General features: G+C 65.0%; 23 protein-coding genes and 1 pseudogene. 5 read left to right on the top strand and 19 right to left on the bottom strand.

Annotated elements, in window-relative coordinates; all coding sequences use genetic code 11:
- Positions 1-24: 24 nt before the first annotated feature.
- From AC1RZR_RS01765 to AC1RZR_RS01710, 12 genes and pseudogenes are all read right to left on the bottom strand, one after another.
- Positions 25-1173 (bottom strand): acyl-CoA dehydrogenase family protein, encoded by a 1149-nt coding sequence (locus AC1RZR_RS01765; RefSeq protein WP_481827463.1) that lies wholly within the window; start codon positions 1171-1173, stop codon positions 25-27.
- Entirely contained in the window at positions 1173-1985 is an 813-nt protein-coding gene (locus tag AC1RZR_RS01760) for an enoyl-CoA hydratase family protein (protein ID WP_481827462.1), read from the bottom strand. Before AC1RZR_RS01760 ends, AC1RZR_RS01765 begins: the two co-directional genes overlap by 1 nt.
- Positions 1982-2452 (bottom strand): MarR family winged helix-turn-helix transcriptional regulator, encoded by a 471-nt coding sequence (locus AC1RZR_RS01755; protein WP_477272560.1) that lies wholly within the window; start codon positions 2450-2452, stop codon positions 1982-1984. The genes AC1RZR_RS01760 and AC1RZR_RS01755 overlap by 4 nt, the downstream gene beginning before the upstream one ends.
- Positions 2446-3219 (bottom strand): SDR family NAD(P)-dependent oxidoreductase, encoded by a 774-nt coding sequence (locus AC1RZR_RS01750; RefSeq protein ID WP_481827461.1) that lies wholly within the window; start codon positions 3217-3219, stop codon positions 2446-2448. The genes AC1RZR_RS01755 and AC1RZR_RS01750 overlap by 7 nt, the downstream gene beginning before the upstream one ends.
- Entirely contained in the window at positions 3216-5510 is a 2295-nt protein-coding gene (locus AC1RZR_RS01745) for a bifunctional salicylyl-CoA 5-hydroxylase/oxidoreductase (RefSeq protein ID WP_481827460.1), read from the bottom strand. The genes AC1RZR_RS01750 and AC1RZR_RS01745 overlap by 4 nt, the downstream gene beginning before the upstream one ends.
- Before the next feature lie 140 nt (positions 5511-5650).
- A pseudogene (locus AC1RZR_RS01740) lies at positions 5651-6260 on the bottom strand (VOC family protein).
- Between the two features lie 62 nt (positions 6261-6322).
- Complete coding sequence (locus tag AC1RZR_RS01735) at positions 6323-7159, bottom strand: ATP-binding cassette domain-containing protein (protein WP_477272568.1); 837 nt, start codon at positions 7157-7159, stop codon at positions 6323-6325.
- A complete protein-coding gene (locus AC1RZR_RS01730) occupies positions 7152-8030 on the bottom strand; it encodes an ABC transporter ATP-binding protein (RefSeq protein WP_481827459.1) in 879 nt (292 codons plus the stop codon). The genes AC1RZR_RS01735 and AC1RZR_RS01730 overlap by 8 nt, the downstream gene beginning before the upstream one ends.
- Positions 8027-8875, bottom strand: coding sequence for an ABC transporter permease (locus AC1RZR_RS01725; protein WP_481827458.1), 849 nt, complete (start codon positions 8873-8875; stop codon positions 8027-8029). The genes AC1RZR_RS01730 and AC1RZR_RS01725 overlap by 4 nt, the downstream gene beginning before the upstream one ends.
- Entirely contained in the window at positions 8868-9875 is a 1008-nt protein-coding gene (locus AC1RZR_RS01720; RefSeq protein ID WP_477272574.1) for an ABC transporter permease, read from the bottom strand. The genes AC1RZR_RS01725 and AC1RZR_RS01720 overlap by 8 nt, the downstream gene beginning before the upstream one ends.
- Positions 9876-9967: 92 nt before the next feature.
- Positions 9968-11497 (bottom strand): ABC transporter substrate-binding protein, encoded by a 1530-nt coding sequence (locus AC1RZR_RS01715; RefSeq protein ID WP_481827457.1) that lies wholly within the window; start codon positions 11495-11497, stop codon positions 9968-9970.
- A gap of 109 nt (positions 11498-11606) precedes the next feature.
- Positions 11607-13181: a phytoene desaturase family protein gene (locus tag AC1RZR_RS01710; protein WP_481827456.1), complete on the bottom strand. Its 1575-nt coding sequence runs from the start codon at positions 13179-13181 to the stop codon at positions 11607-11609.
- A gap of 119 nt (positions 13182-13300) precedes the next feature.
- Here AC1RZR_RS01710 and AC1RZR_RS01705 point away from each other — a divergent pair, with 119 nt between their 5' ends.
- Genes AC1RZR_RS01705 through AC1RZR_RS01685 form a run of 5 tightly spaced genes read left to right on the top strand, consistent with a single transcriptional unit; the run spans position 13301 to position 19934 of the window.
- Positions 13301-14092 (top strand): cyclase family protein, encoded by a 792-nt coding sequence (locus AC1RZR_RS01705; RefSeq protein WP_379104809.1) that lies wholly within the window; start codon positions 13301-13303, stop codon positions 14090-14092.
- Positions 14093-14108: 16 nt separating this feature from the next.
- Positions 14109-15680: a phytoene desaturase family protein gene (locus tag AC1RZR_RS01700; RefSeq protein ID WP_477272582.1), complete on the top strand. Its 1572-nt coding sequence runs from the start codon at positions 14109-14111 to the stop codon at positions 15678-15680.
- The gene (locus AC1RZR_RS01695) at positions 15680-16162 is read left to right on the top strand and encodes a MarR family winged helix-turn-helix transcriptional regulator (RefSeq protein ID WP_477272584.1); all 483 of its coding nucleotides are present in this window, start codon (positions 15680-15682) and stop codon (positions 16160-16162) included. The genes AC1RZR_RS01700 and AC1RZR_RS01695 overlap by 1 nt, the downstream gene beginning before the upstream one ends.
- Before the next feature lie 45 nt (positions 16163-16207).
- Complete coding sequence (locus AC1RZR_RS01690; RefSeq protein ID WP_481827455.1) at positions 16208-18361, top strand: thiamine pyrophosphate-dependent enzyme; 2154 nt, start codon at positions 16208-16210, stop codon at positions 18359-18361.
- Positions 18354-19934, top strand: coding sequence for an indolepyruvate oxidoreductase subunit beta family protein (locus AC1RZR_RS01685; RefSeq protein ID WP_477272588.1), 1581 nt, complete (start codon positions 18354-18356; stop codon positions 19932-19934). The genes AC1RZR_RS01690 and AC1RZR_RS01685 overlap by 8 nt, the downstream gene beginning before the upstream one ends.
- Before the next feature lie 82 nt (positions 19935-20016).
- Here AC1RZR_RS01685 and AC1RZR_RS01680 read toward each other — a convergent pair whose 3' ends face one another.
- From AC1RZR_RS01680 to AC1RZR_RS01650, 7 genes are all read right to left on the bottom strand, one after another.
- Complete coding sequence (locus AC1RZR_RS01680; RefSeq protein WP_481827454.1) at positions 20017-21252, bottom strand: DUF1501 domain-containing protein; 1236 nt, start codon at positions 21250-21252, stop codon at positions 20017-20019.
- Between the two features lie 49 nt (positions 21253-21301).
- Positions 21302-22825, bottom strand: a complete 1524-nt coding sequence (locus AC1RZR_RS01675) for a DUF1800 domain-containing protein (RefSeq protein ID WP_481827453.1) — start codon at positions 22823-22825, stop codon at positions 21302-21304.
- 92 nt (positions 22826-22917) lie between these two features.
- The gene (locus AC1RZR_RS01670) at positions 22918-23202 is read right to left on the bottom strand and encodes a GCG_CRPN prefix-to-repeats domain-containing protein (protein ID WP_477272594.1); all 285 of its coding nucleotides are present in this window, start codon (positions 23200-23202) and stop codon (positions 22918-22920) included.
- A 108-nt stretch (positions 23203-23310) separates the two neighbouring features.
- On the bottom strand, positions 23311-23766 hold the full coding sequence (locus AC1RZR_RS01665) for a periplasmic heavy metal sensor (protein ID WP_477272596.1): 456 nt from the start codon (positions 23764-23766) through the stop codon (positions 23311-23313).
- Entirely contained in the window at positions 23763-24215 is a 453-nt protein-coding gene (locus tag AC1RZR_RS01660) for a hypothetical protein (RefSeq protein WP_481827452.1), read from the bottom strand. Before AC1RZR_RS01660 ends, AC1RZR_RS01665 begins: the two co-directional genes overlap by 4 nt.
- A 38-nt stretch (positions 24216-24253) precedes the next feature.
- On the bottom strand, positions 24254-24796 hold the full coding sequence (locus tag AC1RZR_RS01655) for an RNA polymerase sigma factor (RefSeq protein ID WP_481827451.1): 543 nt from the start codon (positions 24794-24796) through the stop codon (positions 24254-24256).
- A gap of 59 nt (positions 24797-24855) precedes the next feature.
- Positions 24856-25284, bottom strand: coding sequence for an EF-hand domain-containing protein (locus AC1RZR_RS01650; RefSeq protein ID WP_481827450.1), 429 nt, complete (start codon positions 25282-25284; stop codon positions 24856-24858).
- Between the last annotated feature and the right edge of the window lie 34 nt (positions 25285-25318).

The raw sequence follows: 25318 nt of genomic DNA, 5'->3' as shown, positions 1-25318 counted from the left end.
CGGATGCTCGTCAATTTCCTGCCGTCAGGCCGCGCCCATCACCTGCCGCGCAATCACCACTTTCTGCACGTCCGAGGCACCCTCGTAGATGCGCAGCGCGCGGATCTCGCGATACAGGCTTTCGACGATGTGACCCTTGCGAACGCCGTCGCCGCCATGCAGTTGCACCGCCTTGTCGATCACCTCTTGCGCCTTGTCGGTGGCGAACAGCTTGGCCATCGCCGCTTCGCGGGTGACCCGCGCCGCGCCCATGTCCTTGGTCCAGGCGGCGCGGTAGACCAGAAGCGCTGCCGCATCGACGTCCAGCGCCATGTCGGCGATATGACCCTGCACCATCTGCAGTTCGGCCATCGGCGCGCCGAACAATTTGCGCTCTGCCACCCGTTTGATGCTTTCATCGAGCGCACGGCGGGCAAAGCCGAGCGCTGCCGCACCCACAGTCGAGCGGAACACGTCGAGCACCGACATGGCGATGCGGAAGCCGTCGCCGGGCTTGCCGATCAGCGCCGCGGCGGGGAGACGGACCTTGTCGAACGACAGGCGTGCCAGCGGATGCGGCGCGATCACTTCGAGGCGTTCGGCGATGCCAAGGCCCTTGGCGTCGCCCGGCACGAGGAAAGCAGAAAGGCCCTTGGCGCCCGGCGCCTCGCCGGTACGGGCAAAGACGACATAGAGATCGGCGATGCCGCCATTGGATATCCAGGTCTTCTCGCCCGACAAAATGTAGCTGTCGCCGTCGCGGGTCGCCGTCATCTCGGTGTTGGCGACGTCCGATCCGGAGCGCGGCTCCGACAGGGCGAAGGCGGAAATCGCCTTGCCGGCGCGTGTCTTTGCCAGCCATTGCTGCTGCTCGGGCGAGCCGAACAGGCTGAGCGCGCCGGTGCCAAGCCCTTGCATGGCGAAGGCGAAATCGGCGAGCCCATCATGGCGGGCGAGCGTCTCGCGCGTGATGCACAGCGTGCGCACGTCGAGTGGTCCCGGATTGTTTGTATCTAGCGCTGTCGGCTTGAGCCAGCCGCCGCTGCCGAGCTTGCCCACCAACTCACGGCAGGCGGCATCGACGTCATGGTGGGCGACCGGCAGGTTTGTCGTGCACCATGCCTCAAGCCGTTCGGCCAGTTCGCGATGGCGATCCTCGAAGAACGGCCAGGAGAGGAAACTCTTGTCAGCCATCAATTGCCCTCGAACACCGGCTTTTCCTTTGCCACGAACGCCTTGTAGGCGCGCTCGAAATCGCGCGTTTGCATGCAGATCGCTTGCGCCTGCGCTTCGGCCTCGATCGCCTGGTCGAGGCCCATCGACCATTCCTGGTTGAGCTGCGTCTTGGTGATGCCGTGGGCGAAGGTCGGGCCGGAGACGATGCGCGCCGCCATGTCCAGCGCGTCGGCCTCCAGCAAGGCGGCATCAACCAGCCGGTTGTAGAAACCCCAGCGCTCGCCTTCCGCCGCCGTCATGGTGCGCCCGGTGTAAAGCAGCTCGGCGGCGCGGCCCTGGCCGATGATGCGCGGCAGGATCGCACAGGCCCCCATGTCGCAGCCGGCGAGGCCGACGCGGGTGAACAGGAACGCCGTCTTGGCTTCCGGCGTGGCGATGCGGATATCGGAGCTCATGGCGATGATGGCACCGGCGCCGACCGCAACGCCGTCGACGGCCGCAATGATCGGCTTGCCGCAATTCAGCATCGCCTTGACGAAATCGCCGGTCATGCGGGTGAAGGCCAAGAGCTGCTTCATGTCCATCTTGACCAGCGGGCCGATGATGTCGTGGACATCGCCGCCGGAGCAGAAATTGCCGCCATTGGACAGGAACACCACGGCGTCGACGTCGTCGGCGTAGACGAGGTCGCGGAACATGTCGCGCAACTCGGCGTAGCTGTCGAAAGTCAGTGGGTTCTTGCGCTCCGGCCGGTCGAGCCGAACCCTTGCGATCCTGCCCTCGACCTGCCATTGGAAATGCTTCGGCTTGCGGCCGGCCATCCCGGTCATTCGCGTCCCTCCCAGTTGCTGCGGAACGAGGTCAGCATGCCGGTCAGCCGGCGCGCGTCGTCCTCGCTTACCTTACCCAGCAATTCACCGATCCAGCCCTCATGCGCCGCGGCGATGGTGGCGAAGGCCTGCGAGCCCTCCTCGGTCAGCCGCACCATCGAGGTGCGACGATCGCCATTGCGCCTGGCGCGGGCGACAAGTCCCTCCGATACGAGCCGGTCGACAATGCCAGTGACATTGCCGTTGGACACCAGCAGGAAGCGCGACAGGTCGCTCATCAGCATGCCCTCCGGTGCTCGATAGAGTGCGGCCATCACGTCGAAGCGCGGCAGCGTCGTGTTGAACTCCTTCTTCAGACGCTCGCGCAGCTCCGCCTCGATCGTGCGCGAGGCACGCAGCAACCTTATCCAGAGGCGCAGCCGGTCCTTGCCGGGTCCGGTCGGCGCGGGCAGGGGGCCGGCTACCATGTTTCCCCTCCTGAGATGGAAATCGTCTGTCCGGTGATCGACGCCGCCGCATCGCCGCACAGCCACAGCACGGCAGCGGCAATTTCTTGCGGCTGGATGAAGCGGCCTTGCGGATTGGTCGAGGCAAGGCTCGACCGCGCCTGCTCGGCCGAACGGCCGGTCTTTTCGATGATGCGCTGGATGGACTCCTCCAACATCTCGGTTTCGACGAAACCCGGGCACACCGCGTTGACGGTGACGCCGGATTTGGCCGTCTCGGCCGCCAGCGCCCGCATCAGGCCGACGACGCCATGCTTGGCGGCGACATAGGGCGCGACATAGGCGTATCCCTTCAGGCCGGCCGTCGAAGCGATGAAGACGATCCTGCCCGTCTTCCGCGCCGCCATGGCGGCCAGCGCCGGCTTCACCGTCAGGAAGGCTCCGGTCAGGTTGACGTCGAGCGTCTGCTGCCAGTCGGAAAGCGTGGTCTTGTGCGCCGGTGTGCTGCCGGCCATGCCGGCATTGGCGATGACGATGTCGAAGGGGCCGCGCTTGGCCTCGGCAGTCACGTAGAGCGACGCCATTGCCGCCTCATTGGTGACATCGGCGGCGATGCCGAAGATGCGGTCGTGTTCGCCAGCCACCTTGGCGAGTTCGGCTTCGCGGCGGCCGCAAATGGTCACGTCGATGCCCGCATCCGCCAGCGCCAGCGCGATCGCCCGGCCGACGCCGGAGCCGCCGCCAGTGACCAGCGCATGCTTGCCCGCGATCGTCATGGCGGCCGTCATACTTTCAGCCCCGCCGCGGCGTCGCGCTCGGCCAGCCGGTAGAGCTGGTCGCGCCCGGGCAGATAGGGGTCTGGCCATTTGACGCCGCGGTCGCCGAGCGTTACCGCCGCGTGCAGCGTCCAGTAGGGATCGGCGAGATGCGGCCGCGCCAGCGCCACCAGATCGGCGCGACCGGCCATCAGAATCGAATTGACATGGTCCGGCTCGTAGATGTTGCCGACCGCCATCGTCGCCATGCCGACCTCGTTGCGGATGCGGTCGGAAAACGGCGTCTGGAACATGCGGCCGTAGATCGGCTTTGCCAATGCCGAGGTCTGGCCCGCCGAGACGTCGCAGATGTCGACCTCGGCCTCATGCAGCAGCCGCGCGATCTCGACCGCATCGGCCGGCGTCACGCCCTCGATGCCGACCCAGTCATTGGCTGAAATGCGCATCGAGATCGGCTTGTCCTCCGGCCAGGCGGCGCGCACCGCATGGAAGATTTCGAGGGGGTAGCGCATGCGGTTTTCGAGCGAGCCGCCATAGGCGTCGGTGCGCCGGTTGGTGACCGGCGTGATGAAGGATGACAGCAGATAGCCGTGCGCGGCATGGATCTCGAGCATGTCGAAGCCGCAGCGATCGGCCATTTCGGCCGAGGCCACGAATTCGTCGCGCACTTTGTCCATGTCGGCGCGGTCCATGGCCTTCGGCACCTGGTTCTGCGGCGACCACGCCACGGCCGATGCCGCCATCACCGGCCAGTTGCCTGAGCTAAGCGGCACGTCTGTGCCCTCCCAGCCGAGCCGGGTCGAACCCTTGGCGCCGGAATGGCCGATCTGGGCGCAGATCTTCGCCTCGGTCTCGGCGTGGACGAAATCGACCAGCCGCTTCCATGCCACCTCATGTTCGGGTGCATAGAACCCGGGACAGCCTGGTGTGATGCGCCCCTCGGGACTGACGCAGGTCATCTCGATATAGATGAGGCCGGCGCCGCCCTTGGCGCGCTCGGCATAATGGGTGAAATGCCAGTCGGTCGGGCAGCCGTCGACGGCTTTGTACTGTGCCATTGGTGAGACGACGATGCGGTTCTGCAGCGCCATGTCGCGCAGCTTGAATGGCGCGAACATCGGCGCGCGGCGCAGGCTGTTGCCGCCGGCGCCCGCCTGGCGCTGGAACCATTCCTCCGCGCCGCCCAGCCATTCGGCATCGCGCAGCCGCAAATTTTCGTGGCTGATGCGCTGCGAGCGGGTCAAAAGCGAATAGTTGAACTGCACCGGATCGAGGCCGAGATAGCGCTCGACCTCCTCGAACCATTCGAGCGAATTGCGCGCCGCCGATTGCAGCTTCAGCACCTCGGTGCGGCGGGCATCCTCATATTTGCGGAACGCTGCATCCAGATCCGGCTCGGACTCGACATATTCAGCCAGCGCCACCGCACTCTCCAGCGCCAGCTTGGTGCCCGAGCCGATCGAAAAATGCGCCGATGCCGCCGCATCGCCCATCAGTGCGAGGTTCTTGTAGGACCAGCGCTCGCACAGCACGCGCGGGAAATTGATCCAGGCCGAACCGCGGATGTGGTTGGCATTGGTCATCAGCGCATGGCCGCCGAGATGCCTGGCGAAGATGCGCTCGCAGACTGCGATCGATTCCTGCTGAGACATCGCGCCGAAGCCGAAGGCCTGCCATGTCTGTTCGCTGCACTCGACGATGAACGTCGCCGTGTCGCTGTCGAACTGGTAGGCGTGCGCCCACACCCAGCCATGCTCCGTCTTCTCGAAGATGAAGGTGAAGGCGTCGTCGAATTTCTGGTTGGTGCCGAGCCAGACGAACTTGCATTTGCGGGTGTCGATGTCGGGCTTGAAGATGTCGACGAAGGTGTTGCGCGCCCTGGAATTCAGGCCGTCGGCGGCGACGACCAGATCATGCGTCTCCATGTAAGGCTTGGGGTCGGCGATGTCGGTCTCGAACATCAGCTTGACGCCGAGTTCGCGCGCGCGCCGCTGCAGCAGGACCAGCAGCCGCTTGCGGCCGATGCCGCAGAAACCGTGGCCGGTCGAGACCGTGCGCACGCCATCATGGATGACGGCGATGTCGTCCCAGTAGGCGAAGTGCTTCTTGATCCAGACGGCACTGACCGGATCGTTCTTCGACAGATTGTCGAGCGTCTCGGCCGACAGCACGACGCCCCAGCCGAACGTGTCGTCGGCGCGGTTGCGCTCGAACACCGTCACGTCGTGCGCGGCGTCCCTCAGTTTCATCGAAATGGCAAAGTAGAGGCCGGCTGGTCCGCCGCCGAGAACCGCAACCTTCATCTGTGCGATCTCCTCTTCGCTTGCTGGTTTCAGTATCGCGCCGGAGGTAAATTATTTCAAGCTTAAAGTTTCACGTTGAAACGATTATCCGAAGGTGACGAAGGCGCGCTTGCGTGTCATTGCGCAAGCACGCCCTCCAATCATTTTTCCGGGTTCTTTGGGTTCCACAGCACGGTCTCGGCACCCTTCTCATAGGCCATCCCGTCGGGATAGCTGATCGCTTCCAGCTGCAGCCCCTGCCTGGAAGTAGAGGATGGTCTGGCCGGCAGCTGGCCCTTCCTTCACCGGCAGCGGCCCCAATCGAGTCTTGACACCCTTGCCATCGAGATATGCCTTGGCCGCTGCGACATCGTCGACATAGAAGGCGATGTGGAAGCCGCCAATGTCGCTGTTCTTCGGCGTCAGGTCCTTTTGGTCGGGCGCGGTGTATTTGAACAACTCGATGTTCGATCCATAGCCGCAGCGGACCATGGTGACCTGCTCGATCACCGCTTTCGGATCGACGCCCAGCAGATCCTGCATGAACGTACCCTTGTCGTCGGCGAACGGGCCGAACGACATCGCCTCTTGCAGCCGACCACTTCGGTGAAGAAGTCGACCGCCTGCTTCATGTCGGGAACCGTGATGCCCGTGTGATCGTGGCCGCGCATTCCGGGTATCGAACTGGCGGTGGCCATTCCGGCGCCGCCAAGCACAGTGGCGGCGAGCGTCACGTTTCGAAGTATCGTCTTCATGTCAGTCCTCCTCCATTGGCGGGACCTCGTCATTGCCCGTCGCACGTCCGAAGCCCGCTTTTCGGCGTGCGTTTGTGTTCATGTCGGCGCCTTGGCAGCGGAAGGGATGTCCAGCCACCCGGCATCGATTTCCGGCAGCGGAATGGCTGAGATCAGGTCGCGCGTGTAAGCCTGCCTTGGGTTGTCGAACAAGGCGTCGGTGGCGCTGGCTTCGACAATCACACCTTCGCGCATGACGATCACTTGCCGGCACAACCGCCGGATGACAGACAAATCGTGGCTGATGAAGGCAACGGTCAGGCCCATCTCGGCGGCCAGGCTCTCCAGCAAGGTGAGGATCTGCGCCTGTGTCGACACGTCGAGGCCGGAGACGATCTCGTCGGCCAGCACGAACTTCGGCGACAGCGACAGCGCGCGCGCAATGCCGACGCGCTGGCGCTGGCCGCCCGACAGTTCGTGGCGATAGCGGCTGGCGAAGCTTTGCGGCAGGCCGACACGCTGCAGTGCCTCGGCGACGCGGGTCTTCAGATTGTCGCCAAGGCCGTTCTGCTTGAGTGGCGCGGCGATGATGCTGGCAATGGTGCGGCGCGGATTGAGCGACGACATCGGATCCTGGAAGATCATCTGCAGGTTGCGGCGCAGTGGCCTGAGCTCCGCCTCCGGCAGATGCGTGATATCGCGGCCATCGAAGCTGACGCTGCCAGCGCTGGGCTCCAGCAACCGCACCAGAGCACGGCCGAGTGTCGACTTGCCGGATCCGGATTCGCCGACGATGCCGGTCACCGAGCCCCTGGGCAGGTCGAAATCCAGGCCTTTCAGAATCTCGGCCAGCGGCGCTCGGCCGATCAATGGCTTGCGCGTCATGTCAGGCAAAGCGACCTTCAGCCCGCGTACGGAAAACAGCGGCTCAGCCATTTGGCCGCCTCCAAGCCTGGTCGGCAGCGGCGATCTCCGCGGCCAGTCCGGCCAGCACCGCCTCGTCCACCGGCTTCAACGAGGCGAATGGGTCGGTATAGCGCGGCGTGGCTGCCATCAGCGCTCGAGTGTAGGGGTGCTGCGGCGCGGCGAAGAGGGCTGCCGTCTCGGCTTCCTCCACCACCTTGCCGGCATAAAGCACCGAGACTTTCTGGCTGATCTTGGCGACGACGCCGAGATCATGGGTGACGAACAGGATCGCGGTGCCGTGTTCGCGCTGCAATTGCACGATCAGCCGCAAGATCTGTTTCTGCACGGTGACGTCGAGTGCAGTCGTCGGCTCGTCGGCGACGATCAGCCGTGGTTCGGCGGCGAAGGCGGCGGCAATCAGCACCCGCTGGCGCATGCCACCGGACAGCTCGTGCGGATAGCTTTTCAGCACACGGTCAGGGTCGCGGATCTGCACCTCGTCCAGCAACTGGCGAATTCGGATATCGGCCCTCGCGCCACTCCAGCCGAGGATGCGCACCAGCCGGTCGGTCATCTGCGGGCCGATGCGGCGCGACGGGTTGAGCGCGGTCAGCGGGTCCTGCGGAATCAGTGCCGTGCGAGCGCCGATCAGCGTGCGCCTTGCCTTGGGCTGCAGTCTGCCGAGGTCTTCGCCCTCAAGCCTTATATCGCCTTCGACGATGCGCACGCTCGACGGCAAGACGCCGAGCACCGCCTTCCCGATCATCGTCTTGCCGGCGCCGCTCTCGCCGACCAGTGCGCGGACCTCGCCGGGTTGAACGGCAAGCGACACCGAGCGCAGCACGCGCTGGCCGTTCGGCAGCACGGCGCTCAAGCCGCTGATGTCGAGACAGGCGCTCATCGCAGCACCGGGTCGAAACGCGTCTTCAGCGCCTCGCCGAACTGGCTGAACGACAGCACGGTGAGGATCAGCGTGATCAGCGGAAACACCAGCACCCACCAGGCTTGATGGATCGACAGCCGGCCCTCGGCTATGATGCCGCCCCAGGTCGGATCGTCGGTCGAGATCGACAAATTGACGAAGGACAGGATCGCCTCGACGATGACGGCGATGCCCATTTCCAGCGACAGCAGTGCGACGATCGACGGCACCACATTGGGCAGCACTTCGCGTAGCATGATGCCGATGCGGCCATAGCCGGCGATGCGGGCATTCTCGACATAGTCCATGCGCGACTGGCCCATCGCTTCGGCGCGGATCACCCGGCAGAAGCGCGTCCAGTCGATGACGGCGATGGCGATGATGACGGAATTCAGGCCGGTGCCGAGCACGGCGACCAAAAGGATGGCGAACAGCACTGGCGGAAACGCCATCCAGACATCGACGATGCGCGAGATGATGCGGTCGGCCCAGCCGCCGAAATAGCCTGATATCAGACCCAGCGTCGAGCCGACCAGGCACGCGCCGATCGAAGCTGCGAAGGCGACGACAAAGGCGATGCGGGCGCCGAAGATCAGCCTGGACAGAAGATCGCGGCCGAGGCTGTCGGTGCCGAGCCAGTAACCGGGCTCGGCACCGGCCATCCAGAACGGCGGCAGCCGCTCCAGCATCAAATCCTGCGCCAGCGGGTCCTGCGGCGCGACCAGTGGTGCGAAGATCGCCGCCAGCAGCGCGAGCAGCAGCCAGCCGCCGGCCAACCACAGGCGTGGGGATACGCGACGCCTGGGAGCACGGACCTCATCCATGGCGCAGCCTCGGATTGAGCAGTGCATACATCATGTCGACGGTGAGGTTGATCAGCACGAACAGCAGCGCGAAGACCAGCACGATACCTTGGATCAGCGGCAGATCGCGGTTGATGACCGCATCGATCGCCATGTTGCCGAGGCCTTCATAGGAAAACAGCCGCTCGACGATGACCGTGCCGCCGATCAGGAAGGTGAACTGCACGCCGATAAGGGTCAGCGTCGGCAGCGCCGCGTTCTTCAGCGCCTCGCGCAGGATGACCTGCGTTTCCGAAAAACCCTTGACGCGCGCCAGCACGACATAGTCGAGATCGAGCACCTCCTTCAGCGACTGTTTCAACAGCTGCGAAATGATCGCGGCGAGCGGAAGCGCCAGCGCAACGGCCGGCATCAGCATGTGTTTCAGGAGATCCCATGTGAGATCGAAGCGCAGCCGCAATATGCTCTCGAACAGATAGAACTGGCTGACGAAGGGCAGGTCGAGTTGCGGCGACACCCGGCCGGAAATGTCGAAGATCGGTACCAGCACGCCGAACAAGAGGATCAGCACCAGGCCCCACAGGAAATCGGGAATGGAAAGGGCGGCACCGCTGGCGATGTCGATGCCGGCCTCGACTGCCGTGCCGCGCTCGCGTGCGCCGAGGATTGCCGTCGTGCCGCCGACCGTCACCGCCATGACGAGGGCAACGATGGCGAGTTCAAGCGTCGCCGGCAGCCGATTGAAGACAAGGCCGAGCACATCCTGCCGCAACGATATCGAGGTGCCGAAATCACCCCTGACAACGCCGGACAGCCAGATGAAGAACTGCTGCACAATGGTTTTGTCGAGACCGTAGAGTGCGCGCAGCCGGGCGATGTCGGCATCCGTGGCGCCGGGCGGGAGCATCATTGCGATCGGATCGCCCGGCGCGACGCGGATCACGACAAAGACGACGACGGCTACGCCGAACAGCGTGATCAGCATCGTCAGGAGACGGATCAGGAATCTTTGCAGGAGCATGTAAATCTTTGCAGGAGCCCGCAGGCTCGAATGCCCTGATGGAAAAATGCGCGCCGTCGCTGGCGACGGCGCGCGGCAATCCCGGGTCGATATCAGGCCGGGGTCATCAGTGCCGGCAGCAGCGCGCCGGAAATGTGCTGCACGACATTGACTCCCTTGGCATGCACGATCGGCTGTGCGAACTGCAGCACCGGCAGCACATAGGCCTCCTCGGCGATGTACTTGTCGACAGCCTTCCAGCCGGCGATGCGCTTGGCCTCGTCCTTCTCGCCCCAGAGCGGCCCGATCTTGGCATCGAGATCGTCCGTCTTCCACGATGAATGCGGGGAAGGGCCGAACATGGCGAACCCGGTCGACGTGGTCGGATCACCAATGGCATTGCCCCAGTTGTAGAAGGCCGCCGGTGCCAGCTTGTGGGCGGCGCGCAGTTCATAGTGCTTGGCGATCTCGTAGACTTCGATCGTCGCCTCGATGCCGACCTTGCGCCACATGCCGACGATCGCCTGCACCATCTCGTAATCCTTGGGCTTGAAACCCTTGGTCGTCTGGATGGTGAACTTCGCCGGCTTTTCCGGTGAGTATCCGGACGCGGCCAGCAGTTCCTTGGCCTTTTCCGGATTGTGCTCGACCTTGATTGACGGGTCGAAAGCCGCGTACTCGGGCGTTTCCAGCGTATCGATCGGCTTGCCGTAGCCGCGCAGCAACCGCTTGACCAGGAGCTCCTTGTCCACCGCCATGACGGCTGCCTGGCGGACGTTCTTGTCCAGCATGGCGTCCTTGTTGTTGAAGAAGATCATGCCGATGTCGGAGACGTTCTTGCAGGAGCCGGCCAACCCGTCCTTGGCGATCAGCCGGTCATACTCCTCATAGGGAATTTCGAGCGTCACCTGCGAGGAACCGGACTCGATTTCGGCAACGCGGCTCGCCGCGTCGGTGACGAACTTGATCGTGACGTTCTCGAAGGCTGGCTTGCCACCCCAATAGTTCGGATTGGCCTTCAGCCGCAGGAAAGCGTTGCGCTCGAACTTTTCGACCATGTAGGGGCCGGTGCCGATCGGCGCCTTCTCGAAACCTTCGGGACCGACCTTCTCGTAGTACGCCTTGGGCATGATGTAGCCGGTCAGGAATGACATCCATTTGAAATACACCGGGTCGAACTGCACGACATCGCCGGTGATCTTGTTGCCGTCGATCTTGAAGTTGTTGACGTTCTTCCAGACGAACTGGATCGGGTTGCCGGTCTTTTCGTCGCCTGCCCGCTGCAGCGACCAGACGACGTCCTCGGGCGTGAACGGCGAGCCGTCATGCCAGGTCACGCCTTCGCGCACCGTCATCGTGATCTTGGTGCGGTCGTCGTTCCAGCCCCATTCGGTGAGCAGGCCGGGCGCGAAGGACAGGTCGGGCTTCTGCGGGATGAACTGGTCGAACACCGACTGGTAGAGCCCCTGGATCGTCGGATTGACGGCCGAAGGCCCGGTGGTCGGATCCCAGGACGGCAGGTTGACGTTGTAGGCGATCGTCAGTTCGCCGGCAGCCGCCTTGGCGATCTGCGGCAGGCCGACGGCGGCCACTCCAAGTGCTGCGGCACTGTATCCGAGCAATTCGCGTCTGTTGATTGTCATGGTCGTTCCCCTTGTTGGTTTATTGTCTTTGCGCAGCAATCTCAGTTTGGTTCAGGCTCCTCGGGCAGCAGCGCCTTGCCCTCCTTCACTTCCAGGAAATCTTCGGCTCCTACCTCCCGCCAAGCTGTTGCGCGAGCAGGTAACCCGAGGCGGCACCCGTGCCGGCGCCCGGCCATGTCGCGGCACCCGTGAGATGCAGATGTGCCACCGGCGTGTTCCAGCCTGCAAAACCGCGTACTGGGCGAAACAGGAAATTCTGCGCCAGATGGTGGCTGCCGCAGACCTGGTCGCCGCCGACAAGGTTCGGGTTCTCGCGCTCCAGGTCGATTGGCGAGAACACCGCCTGGCCGAGGATCCTGTTTCGCAGGCCGGGCGCGTAGGTCTCGATGATGTCGAGGACACGGTCGGCGTAGTTGTCCCTGACCTTGTCCCAGTGCGCTGGCGCAATCTTGCCGGCCGCATCGCCGCGGATTTCGGCGGGCAGCATGCGCACCTGCACCCACAGCACGTGTTTACCCGCCGGCGCGCGTGACGGATCGATAGCGGTAGGCTGGCCGACGACCAGCACGGGTTCGTCCGGCAGCAGGCCCGCCATCGCCTGCTGGTAGGTGCGCGACATGGCATCGAGCGACGACGACAGATGCACATAGGCAAACTGCCGCAATTCGGCGCCGGCACGCCAGTCCGGCAGATCATCTAGCGCCAGGTGGATCATCATCGTGCCCGGCGCATGGCGAAATTTTTTCATCGCCATGTCGAAGCTGGCGTTACCGGACCCCTGGGGCAGCAAGTTGCCGGTCAGCGCCTTGGGCGCGACGCCGGCAACGACAGCCTTGGTGGCGGTGTGGATTTCACCGGAAGCGAGCCGCACGCCGGTCGCCTTCCCGGCGGAAGCCGTGATCTCGACCACTTCGGCGCCGGTGAAGATCTTGCCGCCGGCTGACGTCACCATGCCCGACAGCGCCCGGATGATGGTGTCGGCACCACCCTTGCCCAGCACCATGCCGAAACTCTGGTTGGCCATCGATTCCAGGTAGGGGAACACGGCACCCCCGGCGATATCGGGGGCGAAGTCCAGATGCATGCCCCAGGTAGCGAGCGTTGCCCGCACATGCTGTGACTCGAAAGTCTCCTCCAGCCATGCGCGTGGCGATGACAGCAGCAGTCGTCCTGTGTCGAGCGCGCCGGACATACCCTTCTTGCGCCACAGGTTCCACGCGGTGCCGGCAAGCGCGCGGGCGCTCATCGGCGATCCAAGCAGCCGGAACAGATGCTCGGCCTCCGCCGGGAAAGCCGCGACCAGCTTGCGCCATGTCGCGGCATCGGCGGCGGAAAAGGCAGCCATGTGCGACACGGTCTTTTCCAGGTCGTTGCTGACGCCGAACCAGCGTCCGTCGGGGAAGGCGCTGGCGAAACAGTCGGCGACCGGCGCGAACTCCAGCCCTTGGCGGTTCAATTCATTTGCATATTTCCGGTGGAAGGCCGAGCCGGCGAACAGGCTCAGATTCATCGCGCCGAAATCGTGACGGAAGCCGGGTAGGGTGAATTCGCGGGTCTGGACGGCGCCGCCGATTGTTCCGCTGCGCTCGAAAATCCCGGTTTTCCAGCCTTTGAGCGCCAGATGCGCGGCGCATGCCAGACTGTTGTGGCCCGCCCCGACAAAGATGGCGTCGAACTCGCTCACGCCCCGTTCCCATTTCCTTTATGCTTAAAGATAATTGCAGATGCATATGTTTTCGTCTAGTAGGATATTAAGGGCCGAGACGAGCCTTGATCATCATCACTAAAGAGGGAACAGAGACCATGGACACGCAAAAACTCCTCGGCGAAGTCGCCGGCCAGCTTCTTTCAGGCGCCATCAAGGTGGTCGACCTGTCGGCGCCGCTCGGGCCCGATACGCCGCTGATCAAGCTCCCGCCGGAACTGGCCGTCGACACGCCGAAGGTCGAAATCCATAGCATCTCCCGCTATGACAAGAACGGCCCGTGGTGGGCGTGGAACTGGCTGAAGCTCGGCGAGCATTCGGGCACGCATTTCGATGCGCCGCAGCACTGGATCACCGGCAAGGATTATCCGGATGGCGCCACCGACACCATTCCGGCACAGAACTTCGTCGGCCCGGTCAATGTCATCGACTGTTCGAAGGAAGCCGCCGCCGACCACGATTTTCTGCTCACCGTCGACCACATTAAGGCATGGGAAGCCAAGCATGGCGCGATCAATGCCGGGGAGTGGGTGGTGATGCGCACCGACTGGTACAAGCGCAACGGCTCAGAAGCAGAGTTCCTCAACGCCAACGAGACCGGCCCGCACACGCCCGGACCGACCGCCGAAGCCATCCAGTTCCTGATCAGCAAGGATATCAAGGGCTGGGGCAGCGAGACGATCGGCACCGATGCTGGCAAAGCAGGGGGAATGGAGCCGCCATTCCCGGCGCACACGCTGATGCATAAGGCCAACCGCTACGGGCTTGCCAGCCTCTGCAACCTCGATCAGCTGCCGCCGAAGGGCGCCATCCTGATCGCGGCACCGCTCAAGATCGAGCACGGCACCGGCAGCCCGATCCGCGCGCTGGCGCTTGTGTCGAAGGGCTAACCGAAAGCGTTTTGACGTGAGCCAGCCGGATCACATCATCGTCGGCAGCGGCATCAACGCGCTGGTCTGCGCGGCGATGCTCGGCGGCAAGGGCGCGAAGGTGCTTGTGCTCGAGCGCAACGACCGCATCGGCGGCTGCATGCGCACCGAGGAGATCACCGCGCCCGGCTTCATCCATGACGTGATGGCGACGACCTTCGTGCTGTTCATCACCTCGCCGGCCTTTGCCGCCCTTGGCGCCGACCTCGCTAGGCACGGGCTGGAGTTCTGCCACACCGGCACGCCGACCGGCGTGCTGCGACCGGACGGCAGCCATGCCGTGCTGCGCACCGACCGCGCCGCCAACGTTGCCTCCCTCAACGCCATCGCGACAGGCGACGGCGACCGGCATGCGGATGACGTCGGCGGCATCGAACGCAACGCCGGCCTGTTGTTCGGCCTGCTCGGCGGCAGTCTGTGGTCCTATCCGACGGCGAAGCTGCTGGCCGGCGATGCCTGGCGGCGTAGCCCGCGTGGTCTTGCCGCCTTTCTCGGCGAAGCGCTGGTGCCGGCGCGCGGCTGGCTGGAAAGCAGCTACCAGTCCGAGACCGTCCGCGCGCTGTGGGCGCCCTGGGTGCTGCATGCCGGGCTTGGGCCCGAGGATGCCTTCTCCGGTCAGATCGCCAAGGTCATCGCTTTCGCGCTGGAGGCGGCCGGCGCCCCGATCGTCAAGGGCGGGGCAAAGAACCTGCTGTCGGCCTTCGAGGCGCTCATCACCGAGCGCGGCGGCGTCATCTCCACCGAGGCGGACGTTGCCTCCATCATCCTGACCGGGGGCCGGGCCACCGGCGTGCGGCTCGCCTCGGGCGAAACGGTCAATGCGAAGAAGAGCGTCATCTGCTCGGTCACGCCGACGCAACTTTATGGCCGGCTGCTTGGGGCTGATGCTCCCAAAGCCGATGTCGAGGCGACGCAGAAATACCGCTACGGCAAAGGCAATTTCCAGATCCATTACGCCCTGGACAAGCCGCCGGCATGGCGCGGCGAAGGCCTCGACAAGGTAGCACTGCTGCACCTGACGCCGGGGCTTGATGGCGTTTCCAAAGCCTGCAACGAGGCGGCGCGCGGCATGCTGCCGGAAGTGCCGACAATCTGTGTCGGCCAGCCGCACGCGCTCGATCCGTCGCGCTGCCCGCAAGGCAAGGCGATCCTGTGGTTGCAACTGCCCGAGGCGCCGCGGCACATCAAGGGCGACGCCGCGGGTACGCTGCAGGCACCGGCTGACGGGCAATGGACCGAGACGCTGCGCGAGGCCTATGCCGACCGCGTCGAGGCCATCCTCGCCAGCCATATCGAGGGCTTCAAGGACAGCGTCATCGCGCGCCGCGCCTGTTCGCCGGCTGATCTGGAAGCGATGAACATCAATCTGGTGGGCGGTGACCCCTATGGCGGCTCGTCAACCCTCGACCAGTCGTTCCTGTGGCGGCCGTTCAAGACCAGCCGCAACCATCAGACCGGCGTCAAAAACCTCTACCATATCGGCGCCTCGACCCATCCGGGTGCTGGCCTGGGCGGCGGTTCCGGCTTCCTTCTGGCGGGGAGGCTGTGATGGAACAGAAGGTCGCGGAAAAGCGCCAGCGCATTTCGACCTTGGGGCAGATCGGCCTGCAGCAGTTCGCGCCCTATCTGATGAACCGCATCATGGGCCGCTACAATGCCACCTTGCGCGACGATTTCCGCAAGCAGGGCCTGACCATTCCGCAGGTCCGCACGCTTGCCGTGCTGTCGGTCACCGACGGCACCACCGTCAACGACCTCTCGGTCTATACGGTGATCGAGCAATCGACCCTGAGCCGGACACTCGACTCGCTGGAGGGCCAAGGCCTGGTGCGGCGCGAGCAAGGGGTCACCGACAGCCGCATCCGCCATGTCTTCCTGACCGACGATGGCCGCGCCGAGTTCACCCGCGCCTGGCCGGCCATGCATGACGCCTTCGAGGCGATGTTCGACGATATCGACGACGCCGAATATTCCGCGCTCATCGCCACGCTTTTGAAGATGCTCAAGAACATTCGCAAGCACGACATCTAGACCTACGCGCCGCCAGCGCCGGGCGGTAACGGAAGGAGACAAAAAATGGCCGAACGGTCTTTTGCCAAGGAAGTCGAAAAGCTGCGGCTCGGCGCCGGCGAGGAATTTGCCGGCGAAGGCATTCTCGCCATCACCAAGGCGCTGCTGCAATGCGGCGTCGGCTATGTCGGCGGCTATCAGGGCGCGCCGATCAGCCATCTGATGGACGTGCTGGCCGACGCGCAGGACATCCTGGGCGAGCTCGGCGTGCATTTCGAGGCCAGCGCTTCGGAAGCGACCGCCACCGCCATGCTGGCCGCCTCGGTGCATTACCCGATCCGCGGTGCGGCGACCTTCAAGTCGACGGTCGGCACCAACGTCGCCTCCGACGCGCTCGCCAATCTGGCTTCAGGCGGCGTCACCGGCGGCGCGTTGATCATCGTCGGCGAGGATTACGGTGAAGGCTCCTCGATCATGCAGGAGCGCAGCCACGCCTTCGCCATGAAGAGCCAGGTCTGGCTGCTCGACCCACGCCCCAATTTGCCGTCGATCGTCAAGGCGGTGGAAGACGGCTTCGAGCTGTCCGAGATTTCCAACACGCCGGTCATGCTGCAGGTGCGCATCCGCTGCTGCCATGTCCATGGCCATTTCATCGCCAAGGACAACAAGCGGCCGCCGATGACGGTGGCCGATGCGCTCGACGCGCCGCGCCGCGACACCGGCCGCATCGTGCTGCCGCCCGCCTCCTTCCTGCACGAGAAGGAGAAGGTGCAGAAGCGCTGGCCGGCGGCGGTTGATTTCATCCGCAAGAACAAGATCAATGAATTCTTCGGATCGGACCACGGCTCGGTCGGCGTCGTGATGCAGGGCGGCATGTACAATTCTGTCATCCGCGCCTTGCAGCGGCTTGGCCTTGCCGACATTTATGGCGATACCGATGTGCCGCTCTATGTGCTCAATGCCGTCTATCCCCTGATCGATGACGAGTTCCTGTCCTTCTGCGAGGGCAAGCAGTCCGTCCTCGTCGTCGAGGAAGGCCAGCCCAATTACATCGAGCAGGCCTTTGCCTCGATGCTGCACAAGGCCGGGCGCGGCACCCGGCTGGTCGGCAAGGAGCATCTGCCGATGGCCGGCGAATACACCGGCCAGGTCATGCTCGACGGCATCGGCGCCTTCCTGCGCGCCGAGGCGCCGCATCTTCTGCCAGGCGAGGTGCGTGCGCCCAACAAGGTCGGCGACGGCCTCGACACCGCAGACCTGATCAACGTCGTGCCCGGCCGGCCGCCGGGCTTCTGCATCGGCTGCCCGGAGCGGCCGATCTTCGCCGCCACCAAGCTGGTCGAGCAGGAACTTGGCAAGCATCACATCGCCTCCGACATCGGCTGCCATCTGTTCTCGATCATGCCGCCTTTCGAGCTCGGCGCCACCACGATGGGTTACGGACTGGGGCCGGCTTCGGCTTCGGCGTTCAATTCGCCGGATGCCAAGCGCCGGTCGATCTCCTTTGTCGGTGACGGCGGCTTCTGGCACAACGGCCTGACCTCCTCGATCGGCAATGCGGTGTTCAACAAGAACGATGGCGTCATCGTCATCGTCGATAATTTTTACTCGGCCGCCACTGGGGGCCAGGACATCCTGTCATCGCGCGCCGGCAACAAGACCAAGTCGACCAAGCATCCAATCACCGAGGCGGTGAAAGGGATGGGCGTCAAATGGCTGCGCCACATCGACCGCACCTATGATGTCGGCAAGATGCAGGACACACTGCGCGAGGCGCTGACCACCGACGAGAAGGGGCCGAAGGTCATCGTCGCCTCGTCCGAATGCATGCTCAATCGCCAGCGCCGCGAAAAGCCGTTGGTCGACAAGGCGATCAAGAGTGGGACAAGGGTCGTCAAGCCGAAGTTCGGCGTCGACGAGGACATCTGCACCGGCGACCACGCCTGCATGCGGCTGTCCGGTTGTCCGTCGCTGTCGGTCAAGTCGCTCGACGATCCGCTGCGCGACGATCCGGTGGCGCATATCGACCAGAGCTGCGTCGGCTGCGGCAATTGCGGCGAGGTCGCCGATGCGGCGGTGCTCTGCCCATCCTTCTATCGCGCCGACGTCGTGCACAATCCGGGTCGCTGGGACCACTTCCTCGAAGCCGTCCGCCGCGCCACCATCAGCCTGTTGCAGCGCCGCCGCGAAAGCCGGCGCCTGACCTTCGCCGATGCTTGACGCTGTCCCACCATTTCGCTCCCGGGCCGGCGCCGAGGGCGACGAGCGCGTCATCAAGCTCGCGGTGCTGGCGGTTGGCGGCCAGGGCGGCGGCGTGCTGGCCGACTGGATCACCGACGTCGCCGAGCGCAACGGCTACGTCGCGCAATCGACCTCGGTCGCCGGCGTCGCCCAGCGCACCGGCGCCACCATCTACTATGTCGAGATGGCCCGCGACACCGGCCGCTTGCCCGTCTTCGCGCTGTCGCCCTCGCAAGGGGACGTCGACATCCTGATCGCGGCGGAACTGATGGAGGCCGGCCGCGCCATCATCCGCGGTTTCGTCACGCCCGAACGCACCACGCTGATCGCCTCGTCGCACCGCATCGCCGCGGTGTCGGAAAAGATCGAACCGGGCGACGGCCGGGCCTCGTCTTCCAAGGTGCATGCGACGGCGGAGGCCGCATCGAAACGTTTCATCGCCTTCGACATGGAAAAGATCGCCGCCGACAACGGCTCGATGATCTCGGCCAGCCTGCTCGGCGCGCTGGCCGGGTCCGATGCGCTGCCGTTCACCCGCGAGAGCTACGAGCAGGCGATCGGTGCCGGCGGCCGTGGTGCGAAGGCCAGCCTCGCCGCTTTCGGCGCCGCGTTTGATCGCGCGCGCGGCACGGCTGCACCGACGCCAAAGACAACAGAGCCAGCGATTGTCGAATCTGCCCTGGGCGCAGGGCATGTGAGTGGTCCGCAAAACCTGCTGCAAGGCTGGCAGGCCCTGGCCGCCCGTATCGATGCGATGCCCGTGGCGGTGCGCGACATGGCGCTGCGCGGCTTGCGAAAAGTGGTCGACTATCAGGACATCGCCTACGGGCGCAACTATCTCGACCGACTCGACAAGGCCATCGCGCTGGACGGGCCGGATCGCGGATATGACTTGTCCATCGCTGCCGCAAAGCATCTGGCGAACGCCCTATGCTACGACGACATGATCCGCGTCGCCGATCTGAAGACGCGCTCGACGCGTGACAAGCGCGTGCGCCGCGAGGTCGGCGTCAAGGACGGCTCGATCCTGCAGGTGACTGAATATTTCCATCCACGCATCGAGGAATTCTGCGGCACTTTGCCGGCAAGCCTCGGCAGCTATATCGAGAACCGGCCGAAGCTTGCCGCCTTTCTCGATCGCCGCATCAACCATGGCCGCCGCATCCGCACCGACAGCTTTGCCGGCTTTGCAGCACTTTGGTTCATCGGCGGCCTGCGCCGGTGGCGCCGCAGCCTGCTGCGCCACAAGGTGGAAGCCGCACATATCGAGCGCTGGTACGCGTTGGCGCTTGGCTACGTGCCGGCCGACTACGCGCTGGCCGTCGAAATCCTCAATTGCCGGCGGCTGATCAAGGGCTACAGCGACACCCATGTTCGCGCCCAGTCGAAATTCGACCGGGTGCTGTCGGCGCTCGATCTGGTCAAGGGCCGCGCGGATGCCGCCGACTGGATCCGCCGTCTGCGCGAGATGGCGCTGAAGGACGAGAAAGGCGATATGCTCGATGGCGCGCTGAAGACGGTGGAGTCGCTGGGGCCGGATCCGGTCGACTGAGTTCTTCGAGCAGGTGGCGTTCGCAGATGGAGCAGCCCTGAATCGACACGCCGGCGCAGATGCGCATCCGCCTCGGCCGATTTCAGGCGATGAGGTCCCGCATAGGTCTCACCGCGGCGGAATCGGGAAAGACCTTGTCGCCAAGCACCGCGGCCGAAAGGCCGAACTGATCGGCGAGCAGCCCCTTCAGCACCGCCCTGACATCGCTGGTCGGCGCCAGATCGCGTTGTTCGTAAAGCTGAGCCGGCTTCAATCCCGGCCAGTCGGCGATGACGCGACCACCCTTGATCGCGCCGCCAGCCAGCAACACCACGGTGCCGGTGCCATGATCAGTGCCGACGGTGCCGTTGATTTGGGCGGTGCGTCCGAACTCGGTGATGGCGACGATCGCCGTGTCCTTCCAGCGCGCGCCCAGGCCCTTCTCGAATTCTTCGAAGGCGCCGTCGAGGCCGCCGAGCAAGGTGGCGAGCCGGCCGGTCGCACCGCCCTCGTTGACATGCGTGTCCCAGCCATCGAAGGCAAGGGCTGCAACGCGCGGCCCGTCATCGGCCGCGATCAGCTTGGCGGCGCCCTGTGCTGCCTGCCGCATCCCCGCCGCACTGTCGAGACCACCCTTCGGCTTCATTGTCTTGCCCATCTTGTCGTCCAGGGCCATCTTGTCAGCATCGAGCCCCTTTTGCAGGGCTACCGCGAGAACTGGGTCGCGGTGCTGGTAGAGATCGAGAACGCGCGCAGCGAGCCCCTCGCTGGGCGCCGGCAGCGATTGCGGCGCCCAGCCGAGCACCGGTGCCCCCCCACGGATCACCAGCGGCGTCGATGGCCCGACGGCCAGCCCGCCAAGCGTTGCCACACGGTCGCCCGGCGGCAGGTTCTCGATCGCCCGATTGAGCCAGCCGGTGGCGACGTGGCCAGGGCCGGCAAAACCGCTTTCCAGCACGTCCTGGCCGTCGAAATGCGAGCGCTCGCGATAGCCGGTCGCGGCCGCATGCACGACCGCCGCCTGGTTGTTCCTGAACAGCCGCGCAAACACCGGCATCGCCGGATTGAGAACGAAGAAGCCGTCCAGTGGCAGTGCCGCATGCGGACCAGCCAGCGACAGGGCGATATCGCCATGCAGGCCGGCATAGTCGGGATCGCCGACCGGACCGACCGCAGACAGGCCGTCAAGCGCGCCCCGCAGCACGATGACGATCAGACGCGGATCGCGATTGTCGGCGGCGCGGGCAAAGCGGGGCATGTGGGCCCAGGCAAACAGTGCACCGCCGGTCATCAACATGGCGCGGCGGGACGGATCGGGGACTTCGCACAGCAGGCTCATGACATCGTCTCCACGGGAGCTATCGTCGCTGGAATGATCTGCGCTGGAATTATCGTCGTTGGAATTCCGGAGCCATCAGCAGCAGCGCCAGCCCTTGCTGCTTGGATTCGGCCCGGGCGATCGCTTGTCTCGTCTCCGGCGAGGCGGCAGGGCCGATCAGCGCATCGAGCATGTCGCCGGGATTGCCGATCTCCTTGACCTGCCGTGCTGCCTGCCAGGCGATGTCGAGGCGGATCTTCATGCCCTCCGCCGACGCCCAGCCGTCGGCGCCGTCGGAAAAGCCGTTCGGTCCCGGCGGCTGCCAGAGCGGCTCGCCCAGCGCGCTGAGCCAACCGAGCGACTGGCTGGGATCGTTCGCCGGGCCGGGGCCGGCCGCCCTTCGGATGGCGGCAAAATAGTCGAAGGGCGAGCGCATCTTCGCCAACGGCATCGACCACGCCTCCGGCATGTCGACGAGGGCGCCCGCCAGCGCCCGCAGATTGCCGTCCGTCTTGGTGAAGACCTTGGCGAGGCGGGCGATTGTGCCCGGCGGGGGCGTATCGGCGATGAAATGGCGCGCCAGTTTGGTGGCGATGTGCTGCGCCGTTGCAGGATGACGGGCGATATCGTTGAGCGCCGCCTCGGCCTGTCCCATGCCGCCGGCAGGATAGGTCTTGCCGAGCAGCACCGCATCACCCGGCTCATGTGCGTTTGCGTTGAAGACGGAACTGCCGGGTTCGCCCAACCGACCTTCGCGACCGGCCATCGTCCAGCCGGTGAGGATGCGGGCGAAGCTGGTGACGTCGGCTTGGGCATAGCCGCTGCCGACGCCGAGCGTGTGCAATTCCAGGATTTCACGAGCGAGGTTTTCATTGAGCCCGCGCTTGCGGTTCTTGCCCGCACGCGAGTCCGGGCCGACCGACTGCTGGTTATCGAGAAAGAACAGCATCGCCGGATGATGTTCCACCGCCAGCAGCATGTCGGCGAAGCGGCCGAGCACGAAAGGGCGGATGGCTTCCCGCTCGAAGGCGCCGGCGCTGGCCCGAACGATATTGTCCTTTGCCACCGAGACACAGAAATGGTTCGACCAGAAACAGACAAGCCGTTCGACGAAGCCGGCCTTGGCCCGAATGGCCTTGTCGAAACGCGCCTGTGCTTCCGCCCGGAACAACGTCGCCTCGACCGGCGGCACGGGGGATTTGTCGGGTCGCGCGGGCTCCGGCATAGCTTGGGCGGCCATGGGTTGGACCGGCGTGATCTGGGCGGGCACCGCTTGGGTGCTCGCCGTCGCTGGCTGCGCTGCCGCGGCGGCCATGCGGTCGAGTTTGCGCTGGAAATTTGCCGCCATGCTGGCCTGGATGGCGGGCGTGCTGCCCAGCAAGCCGGCATAGGCGGGATCGTCAAGCGAGATCATGGCGATGTCGGCTTGCCGCAGCTCCGTCTTGAGATAGCCGCGCGGGTCGCCGGCAAGCATCACGCGGTCGCCGGGTCTTGCGCCGAGCCCGAAGCGGTTGAACACGACGAGTGCCGGATCTGGCGGCAAGGAGTTGGAGCCCGGGACAGCCAAGTCAGCCCTCCATTGCTGGAGCCTCATGCGTCTGGCGCATGAGGCCCGTTCGAGCCGTTTTCGTGCCTATTCAACCAGGGTCGGGGAGGTCGGCATGGAGTGGCCGGCCCCGCGCAATCCTACCAGTGATGCCGGCGGTGCCAGACATGGTGCCGATGCCAGGCGTAGAACGCCGGGCCATGCCGATAGTAGCGAGGGTAGACCACCACGCGGTTGGGCACGCAGCGTCCCCAGGGATTGGGATGCCAGCCCGGTCCACAGCCCCCGGCCACATGCTCGACCAGCGCCGGCGCGGCCGCTCGATCAAGCGGCGCCATTGGCATCGCCGAGGATGCCGCGACCGTCGCAACCGTTCCGGTCACGGCAAGAGCGGCGGTGAGCGCGTATTTTGTCAGATGATTCATGGTCATACTCCGAAAGTTTCCAAGGTTGAAAACCTGTTCGCACCACACGGTCCGGCAGGTCCTGCCCTTCTCCTGTTAAACGGCGCCTTCGGCGTTTTCCGTCGGTCGTCACGGCGATTTTTTTGGCACCGCCGACGATTGCTGTCCGGCACGTCTTGTGAGCCCTTCCGCCAGCACGCTGCGACCCTCGGCGGAACTTACCGCCGCGAACTCGACGATGCGCTGCTCCAGCCGCTTGCGCATGGTGACGTCGGCATTGCGGGCCCGCTCCAGCGCCGCCGACAGGGCCGTCGTGTCCAGAACCGGCTGTTGCAGCAGGTCTGCTGCTTCGCGCCTGGCTTGCTGGCCATCGAGAATGACCTGACGGGAGTCACGGCGAACGTCGCGCAACGCTTTGCGGAATACCGTGCGATCCTGCTCGGGAAGCCGGCCACCGGCCGCCTCCAGTGAGTAGCCCTGGCCTGACTTGCCGCTTCTTATCCAGACGGCGCCGCCGGCCAGTGCTCCGGCCAGGAAAACATTGAGCACCACCGACGCGATGACGAGGTTTCGGCTCATGTTCATAGGTCCTCCTCGATCGTGTCGCGGTCGGGACCGGCATCGCCGAACGCGGTCGCATTGGCATCCAGCACATAGTGATCCGGCTGGACCTCTGGCGTGACGATGCTCACCAGGGCCAATCCTGCCACGGCGCCGGCCAGACCAATGCCGGCAAGCCCAAGCCCCAGCCACCAGAACCGCTGACGCCGGCGTTGGACGAGGTGCCGGCCGGCGGCCTGCAGGATGGCGCCGTGCAGGATCTTGCCCGGGGCCTCGATGCGATAGCTGTCAAGCAGACCGTCGAGTGTCCCGGCATGACGCAGGATGGCCTGGCCAGCCTCGCTTGCGGCAAAGACCGAGCCAGCCATCCGTTCGGCCTCCGGCCATCGCCGCAAGTCACCGCCATAGGCAGCCGCCAGGGCGGCAAAGCGCTTGGCATCCATCGCCGGCTCGTTCCTGGACCCTTCAGCCATGGTCTTCCCCTTGCCCATCGGTGCTGCTTGCCCGGTTCTCATTCATCGGCGCCATCCCTGGCCAGGATGGTCTGCAGCGACCGCCGGCCGCGCGAAAGCAGGCTCTCCAGAGCGTCGACACTGATCTGCAGGGTCGCCGCCGCCTCGATGTTTGACATCTCCTGGTAGTAGACCAGGATGATCGCTTCCCGCTGGCGCGGCGCTATGCCTTGCAACGCCTGTTCGACCCGAAGCGCGTCCTCTTGCGGATGGGCATCGGGAAGTGTCGAGGGGTCGACCATTTCCGGCAGGTCGTCGGTCACCCATTCGCGCCTGCGGCGCAGCCGGTCGTAGCAGAGGTTCAACGTCACCCGATGGATCCAGCTGTCGAAGCGCGCATTGCCGCGCCGCCAGCTCGAGGCATGGCGCCAAATGCGTAGAAAGGTCTCCTGCGCGACATCCTCGGCCTCCGCCGCATCGCCGAGCATGCGCACGGCTAGCGCCAGGATGCGCGGCAGTTTTCGCGCGACCAGGGTCTGCACGGCTGCCGGATCGCCGGCGCCGACACGGCGAACCAGATCCTCGTCCGGATCGGCGCTCATCAGCCGGCGCACTCCCGATGTTCATCGCGCGTCATTGCCTCTTGGTCATTGCCTCTTGGTCATTGCCCCGGCTTGGGAGCGGTTTTATGGCCCGGCAGTTCGTCGGCCGTCAGCACGCCGTCGGCATTCTTGTCCAGCCTGGCAAAGCGCTTGGCGAAGAATGCATCGAGTTCGGCGCGGTCGATGAAGCCGTCATGGTTGGAATCGATCCGAGCGAAGGATTTGGCGGGATCGCCCTTGACGTTGCGTTTCGCCTGAAAGGCTTCCCATTCCAGCAGGCTGATCTTGCCGTCGCCGTCCGTGTCCGCCGCCATGATCGCCTTCTCCCGCCGCTTCTGGAACTTGGCCAGCGTGATGTCGGACCTGGCTGCCGGGGCAACCGGTGCGGCGGTCGGCGGTGTAGAGGCGGGCGGCTGCGTCGCTGTCTGGGCGAGAGCCGCAACTGTCTGCAAACTCAAGGCAACAACGATTATCGAACGGCTGATCATGCCTGGCGTCTCCGGGTTGGGCGTCGCCGACGGC

This window comes from Mesorhizobium bavaricum, from assembly GCF_056781655.1.
This window is presented reverse-complemented; position numbering and strand designations above follow the sequence as displayed.